Origin of the sequence: Butyrivibrio sp. XBB1001, from assembly GCF_000424505.1 — a bacterium.
Lineage (GTDB): Bacteria > Bacillota > Clostridia > Lachnospirales > Lachnospiraceae > Butyrivibrio.
Genome location: NZ_AUKA01000001.1, coordinates 300,891 through 318,489 on the forward strand (window position 1 = coordinate 300,891; position 17,599 = coordinate 318,489).

General features: G+C 38.8%; 15 protein-coding genes. 2 read left to right on the forward strand and 13 right to left on the reverse strand.

All coding sequences use genetic code 11. The features are described from left to right. Nucleotides 1–6 precede the first annotated feature (6 nt). From rnc to G631_RS0101340, 6 genes are all read right to left on the reverse strand, one after another. Nucleotides 7–696 carry a ribonuclease III gene (rnc, locus tag G631_RS0101315; protein WP_026487897.1) on the reverse strand — a complete coding sequence of 230 codons (690 nt, stop codon included), beginning with the start codon at nucleotides 694–696 and terminating at the stop codon, nucleotides 7–9. 108 nt (nucleotides 697–804) lie between these two features. Then, a complete protein-coding gene (gene acpP, locus G631_RS0101320; protein WP_026487898.1) occupies nucleotides 805–1,041 on the reverse strand; it encodes an acyl carrier protein in 237 nt (78 codons plus the stop codon). A gap of 52 nt (nucleotides 1,042–1,093) precedes the next feature. After that, nucleotides 1,094–2,104: a phosphate acyltransferase PlsX gene (gene plsX, locus G631_RS0101325; RefSeq protein WP_026487899.1), complete on the reverse strand. Its 1,011-nt coding sequence runs from the start codon at nucleotides 2,102–2,104 to the stop codon at nucleotides 1,094–1,096. A gap of 125 nt (nucleotides 2,105–2,229) precedes the next feature. Next, nucleotides 2,230–2,412 (reverse strand): 50S ribosomal protein L32, encoded by a 183-nt coding sequence (rpmF, locus tag G631_RS0101330; protein WP_013280968.1) that lies wholly within the window; start codon nucleotides 2,410–2,412, stop codon nucleotides 2,230–2,232. Nucleotides 2,413–2,552: 140 nt separating this feature from the next. Then, entirely contained in the window at nucleotides 2,553–3,413 is an 861-nt protein-coding gene (locus tag G631_RS0101335; protein ID WP_026487900.1) for an AraC family transcriptional regulator, read from the reverse strand. A gap of 7 nt (nucleotides 3,414–3,420) precedes the next feature. Continuing rightward, entirely contained in the window at nucleotides 3,421–4,614 is a 1,194-nt protein-coding gene (locus G631_RS0101340) for an acetate/propionate family kinase (RefSeq protein WP_026487901.1), read from the reverse strand. Between the two features lie 145 nt (nucleotides 4,615–4,759). On the opposite strand from G631_RS0101340, the gene G631_RS0101345 reads away from it, so the two are divergent. Both G631_RS0101345 and G631_RS19810 read left to right on the forward strand, forming a co-directional pair. Then, entirely contained in the window at nucleotides 4,760–5,995 is a 1,236-nt protein-coding gene (locus G631_RS0101345) for a tRNA(Met) cytidine acetate ligase (RefSeq protein WP_026487902.1), read from the forward strand. Between the two features lie 110 nt (nucleotides 5,996–6,105). Beyond that, nucleotides 6,106–8,214, forward strand: coding sequence for a cyclic nucleotide-binding domain-containing protein (locus G631_RS19810; RefSeq protein WP_051196704.1), 2,109 nt, complete (start codon nucleotides 6,106–6,108; stop codon nucleotides 8,212–8,214). A 109-nt stretch (nucleotides 8,215–8,323) separates the two neighbouring features. Here G631_RS19810 and G631_RS0101355 read toward each other — a convergent pair whose 3' ends face one another. The 7 genes from G631_RS0101355 to G631_RS0101385 form a co-directional block, all read right to left on the reverse strand. Continuing rightward, nucleotides 8,324–9,166, reverse strand: a complete 843-nt coding sequence (locus tag G631_RS0101355) for a sugar phosphate isomerase/epimerase family protein (RefSeq protein ID WP_026487903.1) — start codon at nucleotides 9,164–9,166, stop codon at nucleotides 8,324–8,326. A gap of 67 nt (nucleotides 9,167–9,233) precedes the next feature. Beyond that, nucleotides 9,234–11,129: a family 43 glycosylhydrolase gene (locus G631_RS17630; protein ID WP_051196706.1), complete on the reverse strand. Its 1,896-nt coding sequence runs from the start codon at nucleotides 11,127–11,129 to the stop codon at nucleotides 9,234–9,236. 70 nt (nucleotides 11,130–11,199) lie between these two features. After that, nucleotides 11,200–12,942 (reverse strand): glycoside hydrolase family 43 protein, encoded by a 1,743-nt coding sequence (locus G631_RS0101365; RefSeq protein WP_026487904.1) that lies wholly within the window; start codon nucleotides 12,940–12,942, stop codon nucleotides 11,200–11,202. 13 nt (nucleotides 12,943–12,955) lie between these two features. Then, complete coding sequence (locus G631_RS0101370) at nucleotides 12,956–13,678, reverse strand: rhamnogalacturonan acetylesterase (RefSeq protein WP_026487905.1); 723 nt, start codon at nucleotides 13,676–13,678, stop codon at nucleotides 12,956–12,958. A 74-nt stretch (nucleotides 13,679–13,752) separates the two neighbouring features. Continuing rightward, nucleotides 13,753–14,628: a carbohydrate ABC transporter permease gene (locus G631_RS0101375; RefSeq protein ID WP_081671179.1), complete on the reverse strand. Its 876-nt coding sequence runs from the start codon at nucleotides 14,626–14,628 to the stop codon at nucleotides 13,753–13,755. Between the two features lie 12 nt (nucleotides 14,629–14,640). Next, entirely contained in the window at nucleotides 14,641–15,597 is a 957-nt protein-coding gene (locus G631_RS0101380; RefSeq protein WP_026487907.1) for an ABC transporter permease, read from the reverse strand. 149 nt (nucleotides 15,598–15,746) lie between these two features. Then, a complete protein-coding gene (locus G631_RS0101385; RefSeq protein WP_026487908.1) occupies nucleotides 15,747–17,420 on the reverse strand; it encodes a hypothetical protein in 1,674 nt (557 codons plus the stop codon). Between the last annotated feature and the right edge of the window lie 179 nt (nucleotides 17,421–17,599).

Genomic DNA, 17,599 nt, shown 5'->3' on the forward strand with positions numbered 1-17,599 from the left:
TGCAAATTACTTTTTATATACAAGAAGCGCCTGATAAGCTGCCTTCTGCTCCGCAGCCTTTTTGGTTTTCCCTGTCCCCTCTCCCATAATTTCATCCCCGACATAAACGCGGACATCAAATATTTTATCATGTTCAGGACCACTTTCGCCACAAATTTCATATTTAATTGCCCCAAGTCCCTTAGCCTGAACAAACTCCTGTAAATGAGATTTGCTATCACTGAACATCTGCATGCTATCTGCATTAGTAAGCACATAGGTGTCAATAAACCTCTTAGACTCCTCTATGCCACCATCAAGGAAAAGAGCTCCAATCACAGCCTCACACACATCAGCAATAATAGACTCCTTATTTCTTCCGCCAGTAGCCTCTTCACCTTTTCCAAGCTGAATGTATTTCTTTAAGTTGATCTGCTCTGAATCAAAAGCCAAAGCTCCTTCGCATACAAGAGATGCCCTTATCTTGGACATTTCTCCTTCCTTCTTATCAGGATATTTCCTGAAGAGAAAATCACTGGATATCATCTCAAGAACAGCATCTCCCAAGAACTCAAGCCTCTCATAGTCTGGCTTTTTGTTAATCTTCTGCTCATTAACAAAAGAACTATGTGTCAAAGCCTGTATTAGAAGATCAATGTTCTTGAACTTATATCCAATCACATTCTGAAACTCATTTAATTCCTGTTCGTTTAGCATATTCACCTCTTAAAGTCTAGTAGTAGACGTTTAGCCTTTCTACTCTGCAATAATTAAAAAAGGCAGTTAAAATCTAACTGCCTCCATCGTCCATTGTATTTATTACAATTATTTTCCAGAAATTGCAGTTTTAAGAAGCTCTACAGCCTCTCCTACAGTAGAGATGCTCTCTGTCTTCTCAGGGTCAATCTGAACATCAAATTCATCCTCGAGTCCCATGATGATCTGGAAAAGATCAAGCGAATCAGCTCCCAAGTCCTCTGTAAAAGTAGTCTCCATTGTGATCTCTTCAGGATCAACATTGAGTACGTTTGCAATAACTTCTTTCATCTTCTCAAATTCCATAATAAACCTTCCTTTACTGCTAGGCAGTAGATAAAAATTATATTCGAGTAGCTTATGCTTCCGGTGAAAGCTTAGCGCTAATCTTTTCACTGATCTTCTGCTGTGTGAATACTACACACTGCAGGATTGAATTCTTGACCTCGACATCATTGGCACTTCCATGTGTCTTGACTACAAGGCCCTTGAGTCCCAGCATAGGAGCTCCGCCATATTTGTCCATACTATAATTACCAAGTGACTTCTTGAGATCATTCTTTATAAGAAGCGCACCTATCTTGGTCTTCAGGCTAGACATAAGGCTATTCTTGATGATATGCATCATAGACTTGGCTACGCCTTCATACATCTTAAGAATTACATTTCCTGTAAAAGCCTCGCAGACAATTACATCTGCAAATCCCGCAGGAATATCTCTTGCTTCTATACTTCCAATAAAATTAATGTCCGGGCAATTCTTAAGAAGAGGGAACGTTTCCTTGACAAGAGCATTACCTTTCTCTTCCTCAGCGCCAATGTTAACAATGGCAACTGTAGGATTCTTGACTCCCATAACATTTTCCATATATACAGTACCCATCTTGGCAAACTGGACAAGGTGGTTGGATCTGGCATCCACATTTGCTCCACAGTCAATAAGAAGTGAATTTCCCTTCTCTGTAGGGATAAGTGGCGCAAGTGGAGCTCTGTCAACGCCCTTAAGTCTTCCGACAATGACCTGTCCGCCAACAAGAGTTGCACCTGTACTACCAGCAGAAACATAGGCATCTGCCTCTCCATGGTTAACCATGTACATAGCCTTAACTATAGATGAATCCTTCTTGGTCCTGATAGCCATAACAGGTGGCTCTGCCATTTCAATAATCTCAGTAGCATTGACTACCTCGATTCTATTCTTATCATATTCATATTTAGCAAGCTCAGCATTAACAGCATCTTCCTGGCCTACTAAAAAAACCTTTAAGCTGTCTGATTCCTTAACGGCATCAACAGCACCCTTTACTGTAACAAAAGGAGCATTGTCTCCACCCATGGCATCAACAGCTACTCTAACTAAATCCGCCATTATTAGTTCCCCCATATCAATTTTGAACTTATATAACTATACTAAAGTGATATGCAAAAATCAAGGCTTTCCGAAGTATTCGGAAAGCCTTAAAATTCGAACTAATTAGGTTGTACTAAAACTTATCAAGCCTCAGTTTCAACAATGTTCTTCTTATTGTAGTAGCCACACTTCTTGCAAACCTGATGAGGCTGCATAAGAGCTCCACAATGACTGCACTTTACAAGAGTTGGAGCTGTCATTTTCCAGTTAGCTCTTCTCTGATCTCTATGGCCTTTTGATGACTTATTCTTTGGGCAGATTGACATTTCAGTAACACCTCCTTACAGTAACCGTATAAGAAACTGCCTGTGTTTAAGGCAATTGTTTACGTTTATTCATTAGCATACTTTAGTAGTATATCCATAGTAATGCTATTTGTCAATAATTTTTTTAACTTTATGATTCTTTATCTGTTGCAGTACTGAGAATACTTCTTAGGTGATATGCCAACTGACTTGGTAAAGGCCTTAAGGAAATTGCTGTAATCGCTAAAGCCGCACCTGTCGCAAACCTCACTAACACCTATTCCCTCAGCTAAAAGGGATTTAGCAATAGATATTCTCCTTGCCGTCATATATTTATTGATCGTAGTTCCAGTAGCAGCCTTAAATATTCTACATATATAGGACTCACTGATATAAAAATGCTTGGCAAGGTCTCCAATACTAAGCGGATATTGGATATTGTTATTAAGATAAGAAAGTATCGCATCCACCTGTTCATTATAGGTAGCAGTCTTCTCAGTAACTTTATTATTCTGTTTGTCGCAAATTATCTGGTTGATCATAACAAAAAGTTCAGTAAAAGTAGCCCTTTCCAAAAGGTCATGTCCATAACCGTTACTTGTTATGATCTTATTTATAAAATAAAGAAATCTTCCCTGCTGCTCTGCTGACATTTTAACTTTATGCGAGAATTTGTCATTTCTATCCTGAAAGCACGCGTCAAGATTTGTTTCTGCACTTGAAATGCTGCGCATGTACTCAGGATCTATCATTATTACAATTCTCTCATGAAGTTCCTTATCTATCTGAGTCAGATAATGCGAATCATACTGATTGATCAGGAAAAGATCACCAGGCTCAATGTCATAAACCTTATTATCAATAAGGAATTGCTTGCCACCTGAAATTGAAAAATACACTTCATAGCAGTCATGAATGTGCATTTCCATAGCTTTTTCATCTTTGTATAGGTGAGCAATGGCAAAATACTTGTTTTCCATGCTTTTTGCCATTGCTTCCTTGCATGAATTAAGTTCTTTCATAATTTAATCATTTGCATAATGCATATGTGTCACGAGCGATAGCAAGCTCTTCATTAGTAGGAATTACCAAAAGCTTTACCTTGCTGTCAGCGCCAGAAATGATCTTATCCTCACCGTGAACCTTGTTTGCTTCATCATCAAGAGTTGCACCAATAAAGCCAAGTCTATTGCAGATAAGTCCACGAACAAATCCACTGTTCTCGCCTACGCCTGCTGTGAAAGCTATTGCATCAACTCCTCCCATAGCTGCTGTATAAGCGCCAATATACTTAACTACTCTGTAAACAAAAGCATCTACAGCGCGCTTTGCGCCTTTATGTCCGCTCTCATATCCAGCCTGAAGATCTCTGAAATCAGATGAAAGCTCATCAGAAAGGCCAAATACACCAGATTTCTTATTAAGAATGTTTGTAACCTCTGCAACAGAAGCATTCTCTTTTTTCATGATGAACTCAACAACAGAAGGATCAATGTCACCTGTTCTTGTTCCCATGATAAGTCCCTCAAGAGGTGTAAGTCCCATAGATGTATCTACGCACTTGCCGCCATTTACTGCTGATACAGAGGCACCATTACCAAGATGGCAAACAATCATCTTAAGCTCTGAAGGATCCTTACCAAGAACCTCTGCAGCTCTCTTACTTACATATGAATGGCTGGTTCCGTGGAAACCATATCTTCTAATACCATATTTCTCATAGTATGAATAATGAAGGCCATAAAGATAAGCCTCTTCTGGCATTGTCTGATGGAATGCAGTATCAAACACTGCAACCATAGGAACTGAAGGCATAACCTTCTGACATGCTCTGATACCGATAAGGTTTGCAGGATTATGAAGTGGTGCAAGATCGCTTACATCCTCAATAGCCTTGATAACTTCGTCGTTTATTACAACAGACTTAGTGAACTTCTCACCACCATGTACGATACGATGTCCTACAGCACCGATCTCTTCAAGCTTAACAACACCATCCTCAGCATTTGTAAGAGCCTCGATAACAAGCTCAATTGCTCTGTTGTGATCTGGCATTGGTGTAACCTTTGTAACCTTGTCCTTACCTTCTGGAGTGTAAACGATCTGGCTTCCGTCGATACCAATTCTCTCGCAAAGTCCCTTGCAGATAACAGCCTCTGAATCAGAATCGATAAGCTGGAATTTCAGTGAAGAACTACCGCAGTTAATTACAAGAATTTTCATAAGATAACCCCTTTTCATATAATATTAATTAGTGCATTTATTTTTCATAAATAAATCGATGCTTTGCATTTGCATGATGCATCATTATAATTATATCAGTGAAAAAATTATTAGCAAGAGAAAAATTGAAAGCGCTTACATTTTTATGAAAACTATTGGAATCATTGCAGAATTTAATCCATTTCACACTGGCCACCTTCATCTGATCGAGGCCTGTAAAAAAGACCTAAATGCAGATCATGTCGTTATCGTTATGAGTGGCGACTTTGTTCAAAGAGGCTACCCTTCTTTTTGCGATAAATACACAAGAACCCAGATGGCTCTTTCCTGTGGAGCAGACATAGTATTTGAATTGCCAGTTTGCTATTCAACAGGAAGTGCTGAATTCTTTGCAAAAGGAGCTGTTTCTTTACTAAACAGACTTGGTTGTATTGACTATCTCTGCTTTGGAAGTGAATGTGGAAGTGTTGACCTTTTAACCAGCATTGCTGACATTCTGGAAAAAGAGCCCGCAAACTACAAGGAAACTCTGCAAAAAGAACTAAAGTCAGGCTTTTCCTATGCCGGTGCAAGGCAAAAGGCACTCCTTGCCTATATTTCTTCTGCTAATACTCCATATAACAAAAAAGACGTAGAAAACGCCTTTCTTTCTCCTAACAACATTCTGGGGATTGAATATATTAAGGCTCTTATAAGCTCTGCAAGTCCCATACAGCCTTATTCTATAAAAAGAGTTGGACAAGACTATTCATCTGATTTATTCACTGAATATTCCAGTGCATCAGCTATAAGATCATATATTTCAACAAACGGCATAACAGACAATTTATCTTTAACTATGCCTGAAACATGTATCAAAATTTTAAGAAATAATGCTGATTCGATAAGAAATCCTGGTAAACTGTCTGCCCTTCTAGGCTACAAGCTTATTTTGGAAAAAGATAATGGCTTTGACCGTTTCCTTGACATAAATACAGATCTTTCCAATAAGATAATTGCGAATATTGAAAATTATGCTGATTTTGACAGTTTTTGCCAGCTATTAAAATCAAAAGATCTTGCCTATTCAAGGATCAGCAGATGTCTGATCCATATTCTTCTTGACATAACCAAAGATGATATGGATGAGTATAAGTCAAAGGGCTATATTTCCCCTTTGAGAATTCTTGGAATGAAAAAGTCAGCATCCTCTCTAGTAAAGAGAATGAATGCTCTGACAGATAATAAAATTCTTATAAACCTGAAAAATGCTTCCAAAATATTATCAGATGATGAACAGGAGATTCTTAAAAAAAATCTGTCTTCATCTGAGATATATGGCCTTATATGCTCAAGAGTTCCAGTAAATGAATACAAACTAAAGCAGCTTATCACGAATTAACTTAATTTTTAGATTTGCCTTGTCATTACTGATTGAAGATAAAAATTCAACGTGTTACCATTAATGTGTATACGATTTAACAACACATCGCACCTGTCCGGAGGTTACATATGGGGCTTGTCAAACTAGAAAAAGGTCAGATTTTGCACAAGGCTGGATCAGATATTGTTGAAACAATCGAGGTTCTCGTTAAGGGAAGCCTTAAAATCTCTAATCAGTTCACTTCTATTACGCTGTCTGTTGGCAGTTTCATAGGCATAGTTGAAGCTCCAGGAACTCCATATAACTATACGATTGAAGCCCTCGAAGAGACTTCAGTTTATTCCTATCCTTATGACAACGCCGATGATATTCCCAATGTAGTTCGTTCAAATCCAAAAATAGCCCCTATTCTCGCTGCTCAATCTGTTGAATCTGCCTTTAAATGCTGCGACATCTTTGAAAAAGAATTTGAAGATGCCCTGTCAGAATATGAGCAGATAATCTCTGATTACAACGACTACCCTGCCCTTTGTATAAAGGTAGGAGAAATAGCCAAGTCATTTCCAGAAATAGAAACTATTGAACCTCCTGAAAAAAGCGACAATATAAAAGATTGGGCATTTGACTTTGTCAGAGCATTAAAAGCCAATGAAGCATCTTTAAAAAAATCCCTGTATCCTCTAAGTATCGAAATAGCTACTGGTGTTGTTATGTCCTCCTATACTATCTTTCATAAGATTTCTGAGGAATCCAAGCACCTGATACAATATAGAAACACTTTAAAGAAAACAACTACAACCTTTGCTAATACAATGAAGGCTATAAATGCCAAGTTAAATGATCTGGAAAACAATAATGGCGATGGTTCTGTAGTGACCATTGTCAACGCTCTTAATACAATTCTTGAGTATTCTGGTGTATCACCAGAGATAGCTGCCAAATTTGAAGAACAGTTATCTGAATTTAAAGCCAACAATAACCGCTACGATTCATCAGATGAAGCAAGAGCACTCAGAAGAAGCATTGGTTCTACCTTCTACGATGTATACACTCCTGCCTATATTAAAAGTTTAAATGACAATAATATTCCAATAGAGCTTAAAATGTTCTTTATGTTTGGTTTTGTAGACGAAGAGCTTGCTGGAGAAAAAAATACACAGATTCTATACAACATGGCCAAAGCATATGTTCCGGATCCTGATGGAAAAGTTCTTACAATCTATGAGTGGCTACTTAAAATATATAATCTTGAACTCGAGCCCTCCAGAAACGAATTTGACCAGGACTGGCCTACCTATCTTCGAGAGCAAAAAAGCACCGGGCAGTTAAACCAGGCTCAGGTAGAGCTTATGACAAATGACCCTACTAGCAGACTTCAGTTTGAGATTCATAATCTTTTTGGTCTTGGAAACAGAATGACCTTTGGCAGAATATCATCCTTTGTTCCAGTTTTTGACGCTCAAAATGTACTGCGCCCGCTTGATATGGCTTATCTTACAGTAACTAAAATAAATGACTACTATAAGATGATCAGGAATCTGGACTATGGTGTATTTTGCAGATCTGCTGTCTATTCAAACCCTGAAATTGGCATAACCCAGCTTCACTACTCAGAAGACATCACGCCATATATGATTCTTTTGCCTAATGTGGGATCAAGAGCTGCTCTCTGGCAGGAAATTGAGGGTAAAAACAGACGAACGCCTGCAAGAATGGTAGTCTCCATCTTTAATACTGAGAATACCGAAGAATGTATGATAAAGCTTTTTGCAGAATTCAGATGGGAAATGTGCAAAACTGAACAAGGCGTGCACTGGAATGATGTTACTGATCCATCTCTTACCTCCATGTATTGCGATTACCTTCAGTTCTATAAAAAGAATCCTTCTCTATCATCAGATATGAAGGAGAAGTTAAGAACAGACTTAAAGAAATACAATAACAATTATAAAAATATGTTCATTGCAGACTATCTGGCATATACCAAATTTGAGGCCGCCGGATCCCCAAGACTCAATAAGGTTGCAAGAGAAATTCTCTTTACCTTCTGTCCTTTTTCAAAAGAGTTAAGGGAAAAGATTGCTGATAATCCTCAGTACACTGAGCTTATAAGCCACTACAATACTAGAATACAGAATCTTGCAAAACCAGTGTCAAATATTGTAGCTAAGCTAAAAAAAGATGATATTCCAATTCCAGAGGCTGTAACAAAGCAAATTGAATATCTACGAAGCTAAATATTTTTTCAAAGCTTGAAATCTATTGACATCAAATCAAGTCAAAAATCCTTAGCCTTTCTACTATATGAGCCGCTAGAAGGTCTTGCCATCTAGCGGCTCTATATTATTAAGCCTTATATTTTTTCTCTATATTCTGTATAAATTCCCTTGCTGCAACAGCATTATCAGGTTTTGTATCTTCAAGTGTAGCATGGATAAAAGGCTTTTTCTCAACTGCAAACTTCACAACAGCGTCATAGTTGATATCTCCAAGGCCGCAGGCCATACTCTTTACGCTATCACCCTCTATCACTGCATCCTTTAAGTGGATCATACATATATCTTTTCCCAAAAAATCAATTGCTTCCTCAAAAACCTCCTGTCTCTGGTCAAAATTATCTGTCCACAAAAGGTTAACAGGATCAAAGATAATCTGAAGATTTGGAGAGCCTATCTTATCAAGAACCTCTCTTGCTCTCTTAGGATTCCATACTATATGTCTGTAAACTGGCTCAATAGCAAGTATAACGCCCATTTTCTCGGCATATGATACAACAGGTCTTAAGTTATTTACAAAAATATCAAGAGCTTCCTGTGAGTGACAAGCCTCCTTGTCGTAGTGATAATCTACATTTGGAGCACCAGTCTCTGTTCCAACCATTCCAGCTCCCATAAGGGAAGCAAAACGAAGATGAGCCATGTACTTATCCTGAGTTGCCTTAAGAACCTTTTCATCAGGAGTAGCCAGATTAAGATAACAGCCAAGTACGGCAACATCAAGATCTGCTCTTCTAAATGCATCTCTCATATACATTGCATATCCAGGCGTAAGTGCATCTGTATTTGCGGTAAATCCCGGCACTTTTGAAAGTGCAATATGTGTGCAGGTAAAGCCCTGTCTCTTAATCTCCTGTAATCTTTCCTCGAAGGGAAGCTCCACTGTGTCATGAAATCTGATTCCTATCTGCATTTTGGTATCCTTTCGTGTAAATTATTTTCTAAAATGATGTCAAATTTACTTTTGGCACCTATATCTTTTACTGGCTGATATAAGCAGGAGCCTTAAAGACAGCTGTAAGTTCCTCTGTTCCTCCGTAGGCATACATACCAATTAGAGCTCCTGTAAATCTTTTACCAATATGATACCCCTCATCACAAAGATAATATACATCAGAAAGTGTATTAAATGTAGTTAATTCTGAAGAAGGAAGTAGTCTGTAAGATAAGGTTCTTACAAGCTTATCCGTAGTCATTAAAAGCTCAATGCCAAGTAATTCCTCGCTTAGCAGTTCATTTCCGTAAAAGGAATGATCCTCTGTTCCAATATGCTCATTTGAATAAATAAACAAATTACCGTTTTTCCTTACTATTCCAAACTCCAAATATGTATTTTCATCGTAGTAGCCTGTTATTCCAGCACTCTGACCTTCCTTTAAATCGAAAGTACTTAATATCACGCTATATTTAAACTTAAAATCTTCCTGTCTTCTAAGTACAATATTTCTACTATCTACACTACTAAGCGGGGCCTTGCTTCCCTTAATAATAAACTCATTATCTCTATATACAATATCACCAGGATAAAAAGCTCTTGGGGTCATGTAATCCAAAGGAATTCCGCAAGGAGAAAGGTTACAAGCTTCATCATTCTCAGAATAAGTCTGGCGTTGGATACTAGTATCGCTATTATTAAAAGGCTTTATCTGCATGCAGGAAGGCCCCTTAAGTCCATTTACAATTGGCCATCCATCTGCTGTCCAGGTAACAGAGTCAAGCGCGGTCTCTCTTCCTAGAATGCTATAGCCATCCCCTATCTGCCTGCCGCATAGATATACCATAAACCATCGGCCATCCTGAGTTTCAACAAGGTCTCCATGTCCACATCTTTGAATAGCTCCGCCTTCATCATTTTGTCTCATTATTGGATTATAGGGACAGGGCTCATAAATGCCAAAAAGTTCCCTGCTTCTTGCCACTGTAACCCTATGGCCAAGTCCTGTTCCACCCTCTGCCTGAAGAAGGTAGTAATAGCCATCTTTTTTGTAAATATGAGGACCTTCAGGAGCTCTTTTGTTACTGCCATAATAAAGTAGCCTTGCATCAGATATCTTCCTTGTTCCAGTTTCATCAAGCTCAAATATCCTTGCTCCGCGATTTAATAACATATAGCGTCTGCCATCGTCATCATTAAAAAGCCCTGGGTCTATACCATCTTCTTCGATGAAAACCGGCTCGCTATAAGGACCTTCAGGTCTGTCAGATGATACAACCATCTGTCTCCTATAGACAGGTCCTGAGTCATTGTGTCTATAAGTAGCTGCAATATAAAACTTCCCCTCATAGTAGCTAATATCCGGCGCCCAGTATCCGCGGCCTCCCTCAAGTTCATCAAGCTGTGCCCATTTAGGATCTGTTATGGCATGACCTATAATTTCCCAGTGCACAAGATCCTTTGAATGAGAAATTGGAATGCAAGGGAAAAAGATAAAAGAAGAATTGACCATATAATAGTCACTACCTACCCTGCATATGGATGGATCAGGATAAAAGCCTGTTCTGATGGGATTTCTATAAAAATCCTCATATTTATGGCCATATTTTTCCTCAAGAAATTTTTCTATTTTCCTAAGATTATTTAATAGTTCATTACTATCACTAGCATTGCTGCTATCTTCAATTTCTTTTATCTTAAAACGAACCAGATCCCATGGCGTGATAAGATCTTTATCACCCATAATAGGGTCAAGTCCGCATCTGTCTACAAGGTATTCAAACATCTCAGGATGGCCTGAAACTGCGGCATAAAAAAGCGCTGTCCTATGTTTGTCATCAAATTCATTAAGACTTGCCCTTGAATATTCAACAATCCACCTAACAAGCTCAAAATCACCATTTTTAGCAGCTTCGTATATACTTATCTTTCCAACATCCATTTTGCCTCTCCAAATCTGCTTTCAAGAAATCTAAATGCATCGCAGTTTCTTTAATACTGTAAAACAACAGTCATAACTTGGTTGTAGTTACAGACATAAATCTTGCATATCCGCATTTATCAAGGTCACAATTATTATCTGACAGAGCAAAGATTCCTACCTTGGCTCCAACCCATGTGTGGTCAGAAGGGGTATATTTAATGCCAAGATCTATACCCTTTTCATTTTTATCTCCAATCAAAAGATAGATCTTAAGATCAGGAACATATGTCTTATCCTCAACATTTGCAAAATACATGCTATCAGAAGTTACACTACTGTCATCACAATCAAAGACAAGATCAAAAGAGATGTCCTTAAGGCCTTCATCCAGAGAAATACCTCTTTCTCTGCACATTTCTTCAAAATCGAACTCAGCAAGCACTATCTCTTTTTTATCAAAATCTCCACCATCACTTTTTATCGTTCTTACAGTATACTTATTATCATTTTCTCTTTTAATAAAAGCTCCTGCATACTGTCCGCCTGTCATACAAACGCCACACTTTTCGCCAGCTTTAAGCTCTGTAGCATCTAACCTTACTATAGTCTCAAACATAGGATAGACAATCTTCTGTGTAAGTACATTAGGGCTCTTCCATATTATTGGAGTGTCATCTCCCGAAAGATTAAGAGCATTAAGGCATAGATTATCTTTTCTTATATCATCATCATTTAAAGACATTGTATTTCCATTATTTGAATCTATGATTCTTGTAAAATACTCATAGTGATTGCCAAGCCATTGCCATGAAAGATTGTATTTGCCATCTGTAAAACTATCCGAAGATAGATCATCTATTTTTCCTTTTCCCGGTGCTTCTTTGGCGTATATTTTTGAATTAAAGTTTATGATATTGCTATTACAGGTTTCATCAGTAGTCCAGGGCATTTCATGCTCAAATACAGGCTCTCCAACCTTATCTCCATCAGGGTTAACGCCAACAATAGGCCAGTCGCTTTCCCAACTTACAGGCTGCAAATGACAGATTCTTCCATACATTCCCCTGTCCTGAAAATGAATAAACCACTCATCTCCATTTACTGTATCAACAAGTCCTCCCTGGTGAGGTCCGTTTATGCAGCTACTTCCTGTATGCATTACTTCTTTTATCTCATAGGGGCCGCGTATATTCTTACTTCTAAGAACAACCTGATAGCCAAACTTAACGCCTCCCGCAGGAGCCCAAATGTAATAATAGCCATCACGTTTGTAAACCTTAGGCCCTTCTATAGTCACTGCAGGATGGTCCTTATCATTACCATCAAAGATAAAATGGTCCTCTGAAATCGCCTTTAGTCCATCACTACTAAGCTCAAATATGCCAAGGATGCTCTTAAATCCAATCCTGCTCTTGGCATAGCCATGAATAACATAAGCTTTCCCATCATCATCCCAAAACGGACATGGATCAATAAGCCCCTTTCCCTCCAGGATGCAAACAGGTTCCTCCCATTTTCCAAAGGGATCAGAAGTCCTAACTACGTAGTAGCCCTCATCCGGCATTCCATAATAAATATAAAACATTCCATCATGATACCTGATAGCTGGAGCCCACACTCCCTCTGAATGCCTTGGAATGTCATATCTTTTTTCCTTAATATTTTCCAGGGCATAAGAAGCAAGTTCCCAGTTTACAAGATCTTTGGATATCAGAATAGGAAGGCCAGGTGTATAGTTAAAACTACTGGCAGTCATATAATAAGTATCCCCCACTCTTATAACATCAGGGTCAGAATAATCAGCAAAAAGAATAGGATTTCTATATTTCATTTATTTCTCCCCATTAACCATTTATCTCAATATCGTAGGTCTCTTTTAAATACTCAGTATCGGCAATTAGCGTAGAATAAGGCTCTCCAAGGTCTGCAAGTCCCTTTGCTATCATTCCCGCATAGAGAAGTGCTCCTTCATAGCGAAGATGTGAATTATCCTTTTTTCCTTCAATTGCCCAGGAAACTTCACCAGGTTCCAGATTCATGTAGTACTTTTTAGAAGCTTCATCTCCTGTTTTTTCAAGAAAGTTTCTGCTCATAATAAAAAGATCTACCACAGGCACATCAAACTTCTCGCCTGCCTCCTTCATCCCAAGGACATACTCAGTATGTTCCGATGGCTTAAGCTTTCCATTTTCATCAAAGAGTCTTCTCTCCACCGAGGTAATAAATACTGGAAATGCACCTTTATTGCGGGCAACATTCACGAACTTTCCAAGATTTACGATAAATTCGCCATGTGGATCTGTATATCTTTTAGGATCATTTTTCTTTTCATCATTGTGCCCAAACTGGATAAAAAGAAAATCCCCCTTTGTTATATCGTTATATATAGCGGCAAGTCTGCTTTCGTCAATAAAACTTTTTGTACTCCTGCCATTAACAGCATGATTGCAGATTGCTACATCCATTTTTGTGTACCTGTCAAAGGCCTGAGCAATTCCAGTCTGCGGATAGGTACCAAATTTATTACAGGCTACTGTTGAATCTCCAGCCCAAAATATATGTCTCATTATTGCCTCGCTCCTTGTATAAAAAAAGAGAGAAATTGTAAACAATTTCTCTCTCTATATGATTTAAATGATGATCACTCTTTTACAGCTCCTACATTAACACCCTGTACAAAGTATTTCTGAAGGAATGGATAAGCTGCCATGAATGGAAGGATCGCAACAATAATAGCTGCATAATACAATGTATTCTGAGATACCTTGTATGCTGTTGTTGGTGTATCACCATCCATGATCATAACCCTCAGTTTGTACTGGAAGTTAACCTGATCAGGGTTTGTAATATAAATCTGAACTGTGCTGTAGTCATTCCATACAGTAACTGCATACATAAGACCGATTGATGCAAGAGCTGCCTTGGAAAGAGGAAGTACTATCTTGAAGAAGATTCCCATAGGAGAGCATCCATCAATCTCAGCAGCCTCAAAAAGAGACTCAGGAATGCCTTCGAAGAAGTTCTTCATAAGTACAAGGTTATATACGTTCATACCATGCTTGATAACCAGGATCCACATTGTATCTACAAGGTGAAGTTGTCTCATAACAAGGTATTCAGGAATCATACCACCAGAGAAGATCATTGTGAAAAGAAGGAAAAATGAAAGTGCATTTCTTCCTGGCATATCCTTCTGAGTAAGTACATATCCTCCAAGTGTTGACAGTATAAGACCAAGCAATGTACCAAGAACAGTTGTAACAACTGAATTGATGAATGGTCTATATAATCTAACTGTTGTAAAGATTGTGAGGTATCCGTTAAAGGTAAAATCCTGTGGCCATAATTTGAACTTATAAACTCCTACTGAGTTAAATGAGTCAACTACAACCTTCCAAATAGGGATCAATACGATCAAAGCAATGATAACGAATACTACATAGTTAACAACATCAAATACGTGAACCTTATTTTTCTTGGCTCTTACACGCATCTGAGCCTGTTTAGCCTGTGCCATAATGTTCCCTCCTTAAATAATTCCACGTCCGCGGATTTTCTTACTAGCATAGTTACATACAAGAACAAGCACGCAACCAACGATTGACTTGAACAGACCAACTGCTGTTGTGTAGCCATAGTCAGGTATGGCAGTAAGGAAAGTCTGACGGTAAACGTATGTAGAAATAACATCGGAAACACCAAATACACGGTTGTTATATAAAACGAATACTGATTCAAAAAGGTTAAGAACCTTAGCAAGGTTAAGGATCAGTACGATAATTACCGTATTCATAAGTGCTGGTACAGTTACATACCAGATTTTCTGAAGTCTAGAAGCACCGTCAATATCAGCAGCTTCATAGAGCTCAGGGTTAATACCGGAAAGTGTTGCAAGGAAAATAACTGTTCCCCAACCTGTCTCTTTCCAAATATTGATCAAGTAGAAAATTGGTCTCCACAGAGTCTGTGAATGAAGGAAATCGATACTCTTTGAAATGAGTCCCCATTCCTTAAGTGTTTCATTTACAAAACCAGTTGATGAAGTTGAAAGGAACAACTGGAAAATAGCTGCTACTACTGCCCAAGACATGAAGTGAGGCAGATATATGATAGTCTGTAAAGACTTCTTTGCAAACATATTGTGCATCTCGTTCAAAAATACTGAAACAAGAACTGATGTAAAGGTTGTGATAAGCAGCTTCGTTATAGATATTTGCAAAGTGTTTGTGAAGGCTGTCCAGAACTCCTTCTTAGAAAACATTGTCTCGAAATTCTTAAGACCAACCCATGTGATGTTCTTAAGCTTATACTGGTAGAAAGCATATCTAACACCAAGCATAGGCCAATAATATATGATGATTACAAAAACTAGTACCGGAAGAAACATCAAATAGTATCCACGGTTGTTCCAGATACGTGTACCGAGAGGTTTCTGATTGATAGGAGCACCAGTGGATGTAGTAGTAACATTTTGTTTCTTACTCATAGCATCCTATTCCTTTCACAATAAATCGTTACTTTTTTACTATTATATTATATCAAATCTTTATTTTTTTTCAAAAAAATCCCATCCTCCAAAAGAGCTTTTCCCTCGGAGGATGGGAAAAAGTCAAACTTTTATTAGCTATATGCTAATTACTGAGCGTTAAGCTCATCAACAATCTGCTGAGCAATATCGCCAAAGTCAGCCTGATACTGAGCAATAGCCTCTTCAGGTGTGATCTCACCAGCGATAGCCTGCTTCATAAGTGTTGTCTTCTCTTCTACAAGAGCTGCCTCGTTCTCTGTAAGAGTATCGCAAGAAGCTGCTGCAGGAGCATCAACACAGTTCTCTGTGAAGAACTTGTTACCAGCCTGTACGAGCTCATCGTTATCAACGTATCCGTTAGTAAGAGGTGCAATTACAAGAACTGGATCAAGATGGTTCTTCTTCCATACAGAATTAGGATCATTTGGAGCCTGCTTAAGGTGGAACTCACCCTCTTCATAAGAGTAGTCCTTCTTCTTCTCAGGATCATCAGCATTTGTTGTGAACTCTTCTGCATGTGTTGACCAGTGAACATCCTCAGCACCATATGTCCAAAGTGTCTGAACCTTGTCACCATCAAGCATTGTTTCAAGAAGAGCATCGAAGATAGCCTGCTCACGAGCAGAATTGCCATCCTGATCATCTGTGATTACCCATACAGGAGCTTCTCTGTTAAGGTATCCGCCCCATGTATCCTTGATCTCCTGGATAGGAGCAAGCTGAACGAGTCTGTCATCACCAAGATCGTTGTCAACTTCCTGCTTCTCCATGTTTGTTGTAAGTGTTCTAAGCCATGTACCAGCCCAGTATGTGAATACACCTTCTGATGTAGTCTGATCGTTTGAGAAGAATTTCTCACGAGCCTGCTTTGTTCCAGCTTCCTCTGTATCTGGATCGATAACGCCATCAGCAACACCCTGTGCAAGTCTTGCAAGAGCATCGATTGTAGCCTGCTCCTGGAATCCATCTACCCATACGCCATCCTTCTGATAGAATGAAGGATATGCGCCCTGCCAGAACTCTGGCATATAGTTGATGTATGGAGCCTCATCAAGCTTACCATAACCAGCTGCGATAACACCGTATGTACCAGCTGATCCGTTTCCATCAGGATCATTCTCTGTGAATGCCTTGAGCATTGCATAGTAATCATCGAATGTCTTAATGTCTTCTACCTTCATTCCTACTGCATCAAGCCATGACTTCTTGATGTAAGTAACACATCCGTTACCATATGTAGGAGCAAATCCGTAAAGGTGACCTTCCTTGTCCTTCATGTTCTCGTTGATTGTAGGAAGTGTGATACGTGACTGGAACTCTGCGTTTGCATAAGCATCAGCCATATCCCAAAGAAGTCCAGTTGTCTGGTACTGTCTAAGCATTGTAGCGCTCATGATAAGAGCATCTGGATAAGAGCCATCGCCAACCTCACCTGTTGTAAGAAGACGAGATACTGTTCCAGCATAGTCTGAGTGATCAAGCTGGTTGATAACAAGATCAACTGGATGACCAAGCTTCTCAGCTACTGCAGCTTCCCACTGCTCTTCGAATTCCTTCTGTCCGCTCTCTACTGTAGCTGTAAGTGTTCCATCAACTACAATGTTAAGAGTCTCAAGGTTAAAGTCCTCAGCAGCTGCTGTCTCGCCAGCATTTTCTGTCTGAGTTGCTTCGCCAGCTGCCTGAGTTGGCTCTGTTGTGTCTGCAGGTGTCTCTGAAGCACAAGCTGCAAGAGAAGCTACCATTGCTGTTGAAAGAAGTAATGATAAAACTTTCTTTTTCATTATTTTGTTCCTCCCAATAATGATTTTTGAATTTAAAAATGTAAGCGTTTTCACTTGCTTATGTACGTACTTTATCATGTATTTAAAACCTTTGCAAGCACGAATTTTGTAGGATTTGTAACAAAGTTGTACACTTTTTTCGGGAAGTGCCGTTTTTACTGCATTTCCGTAAGTGCTTA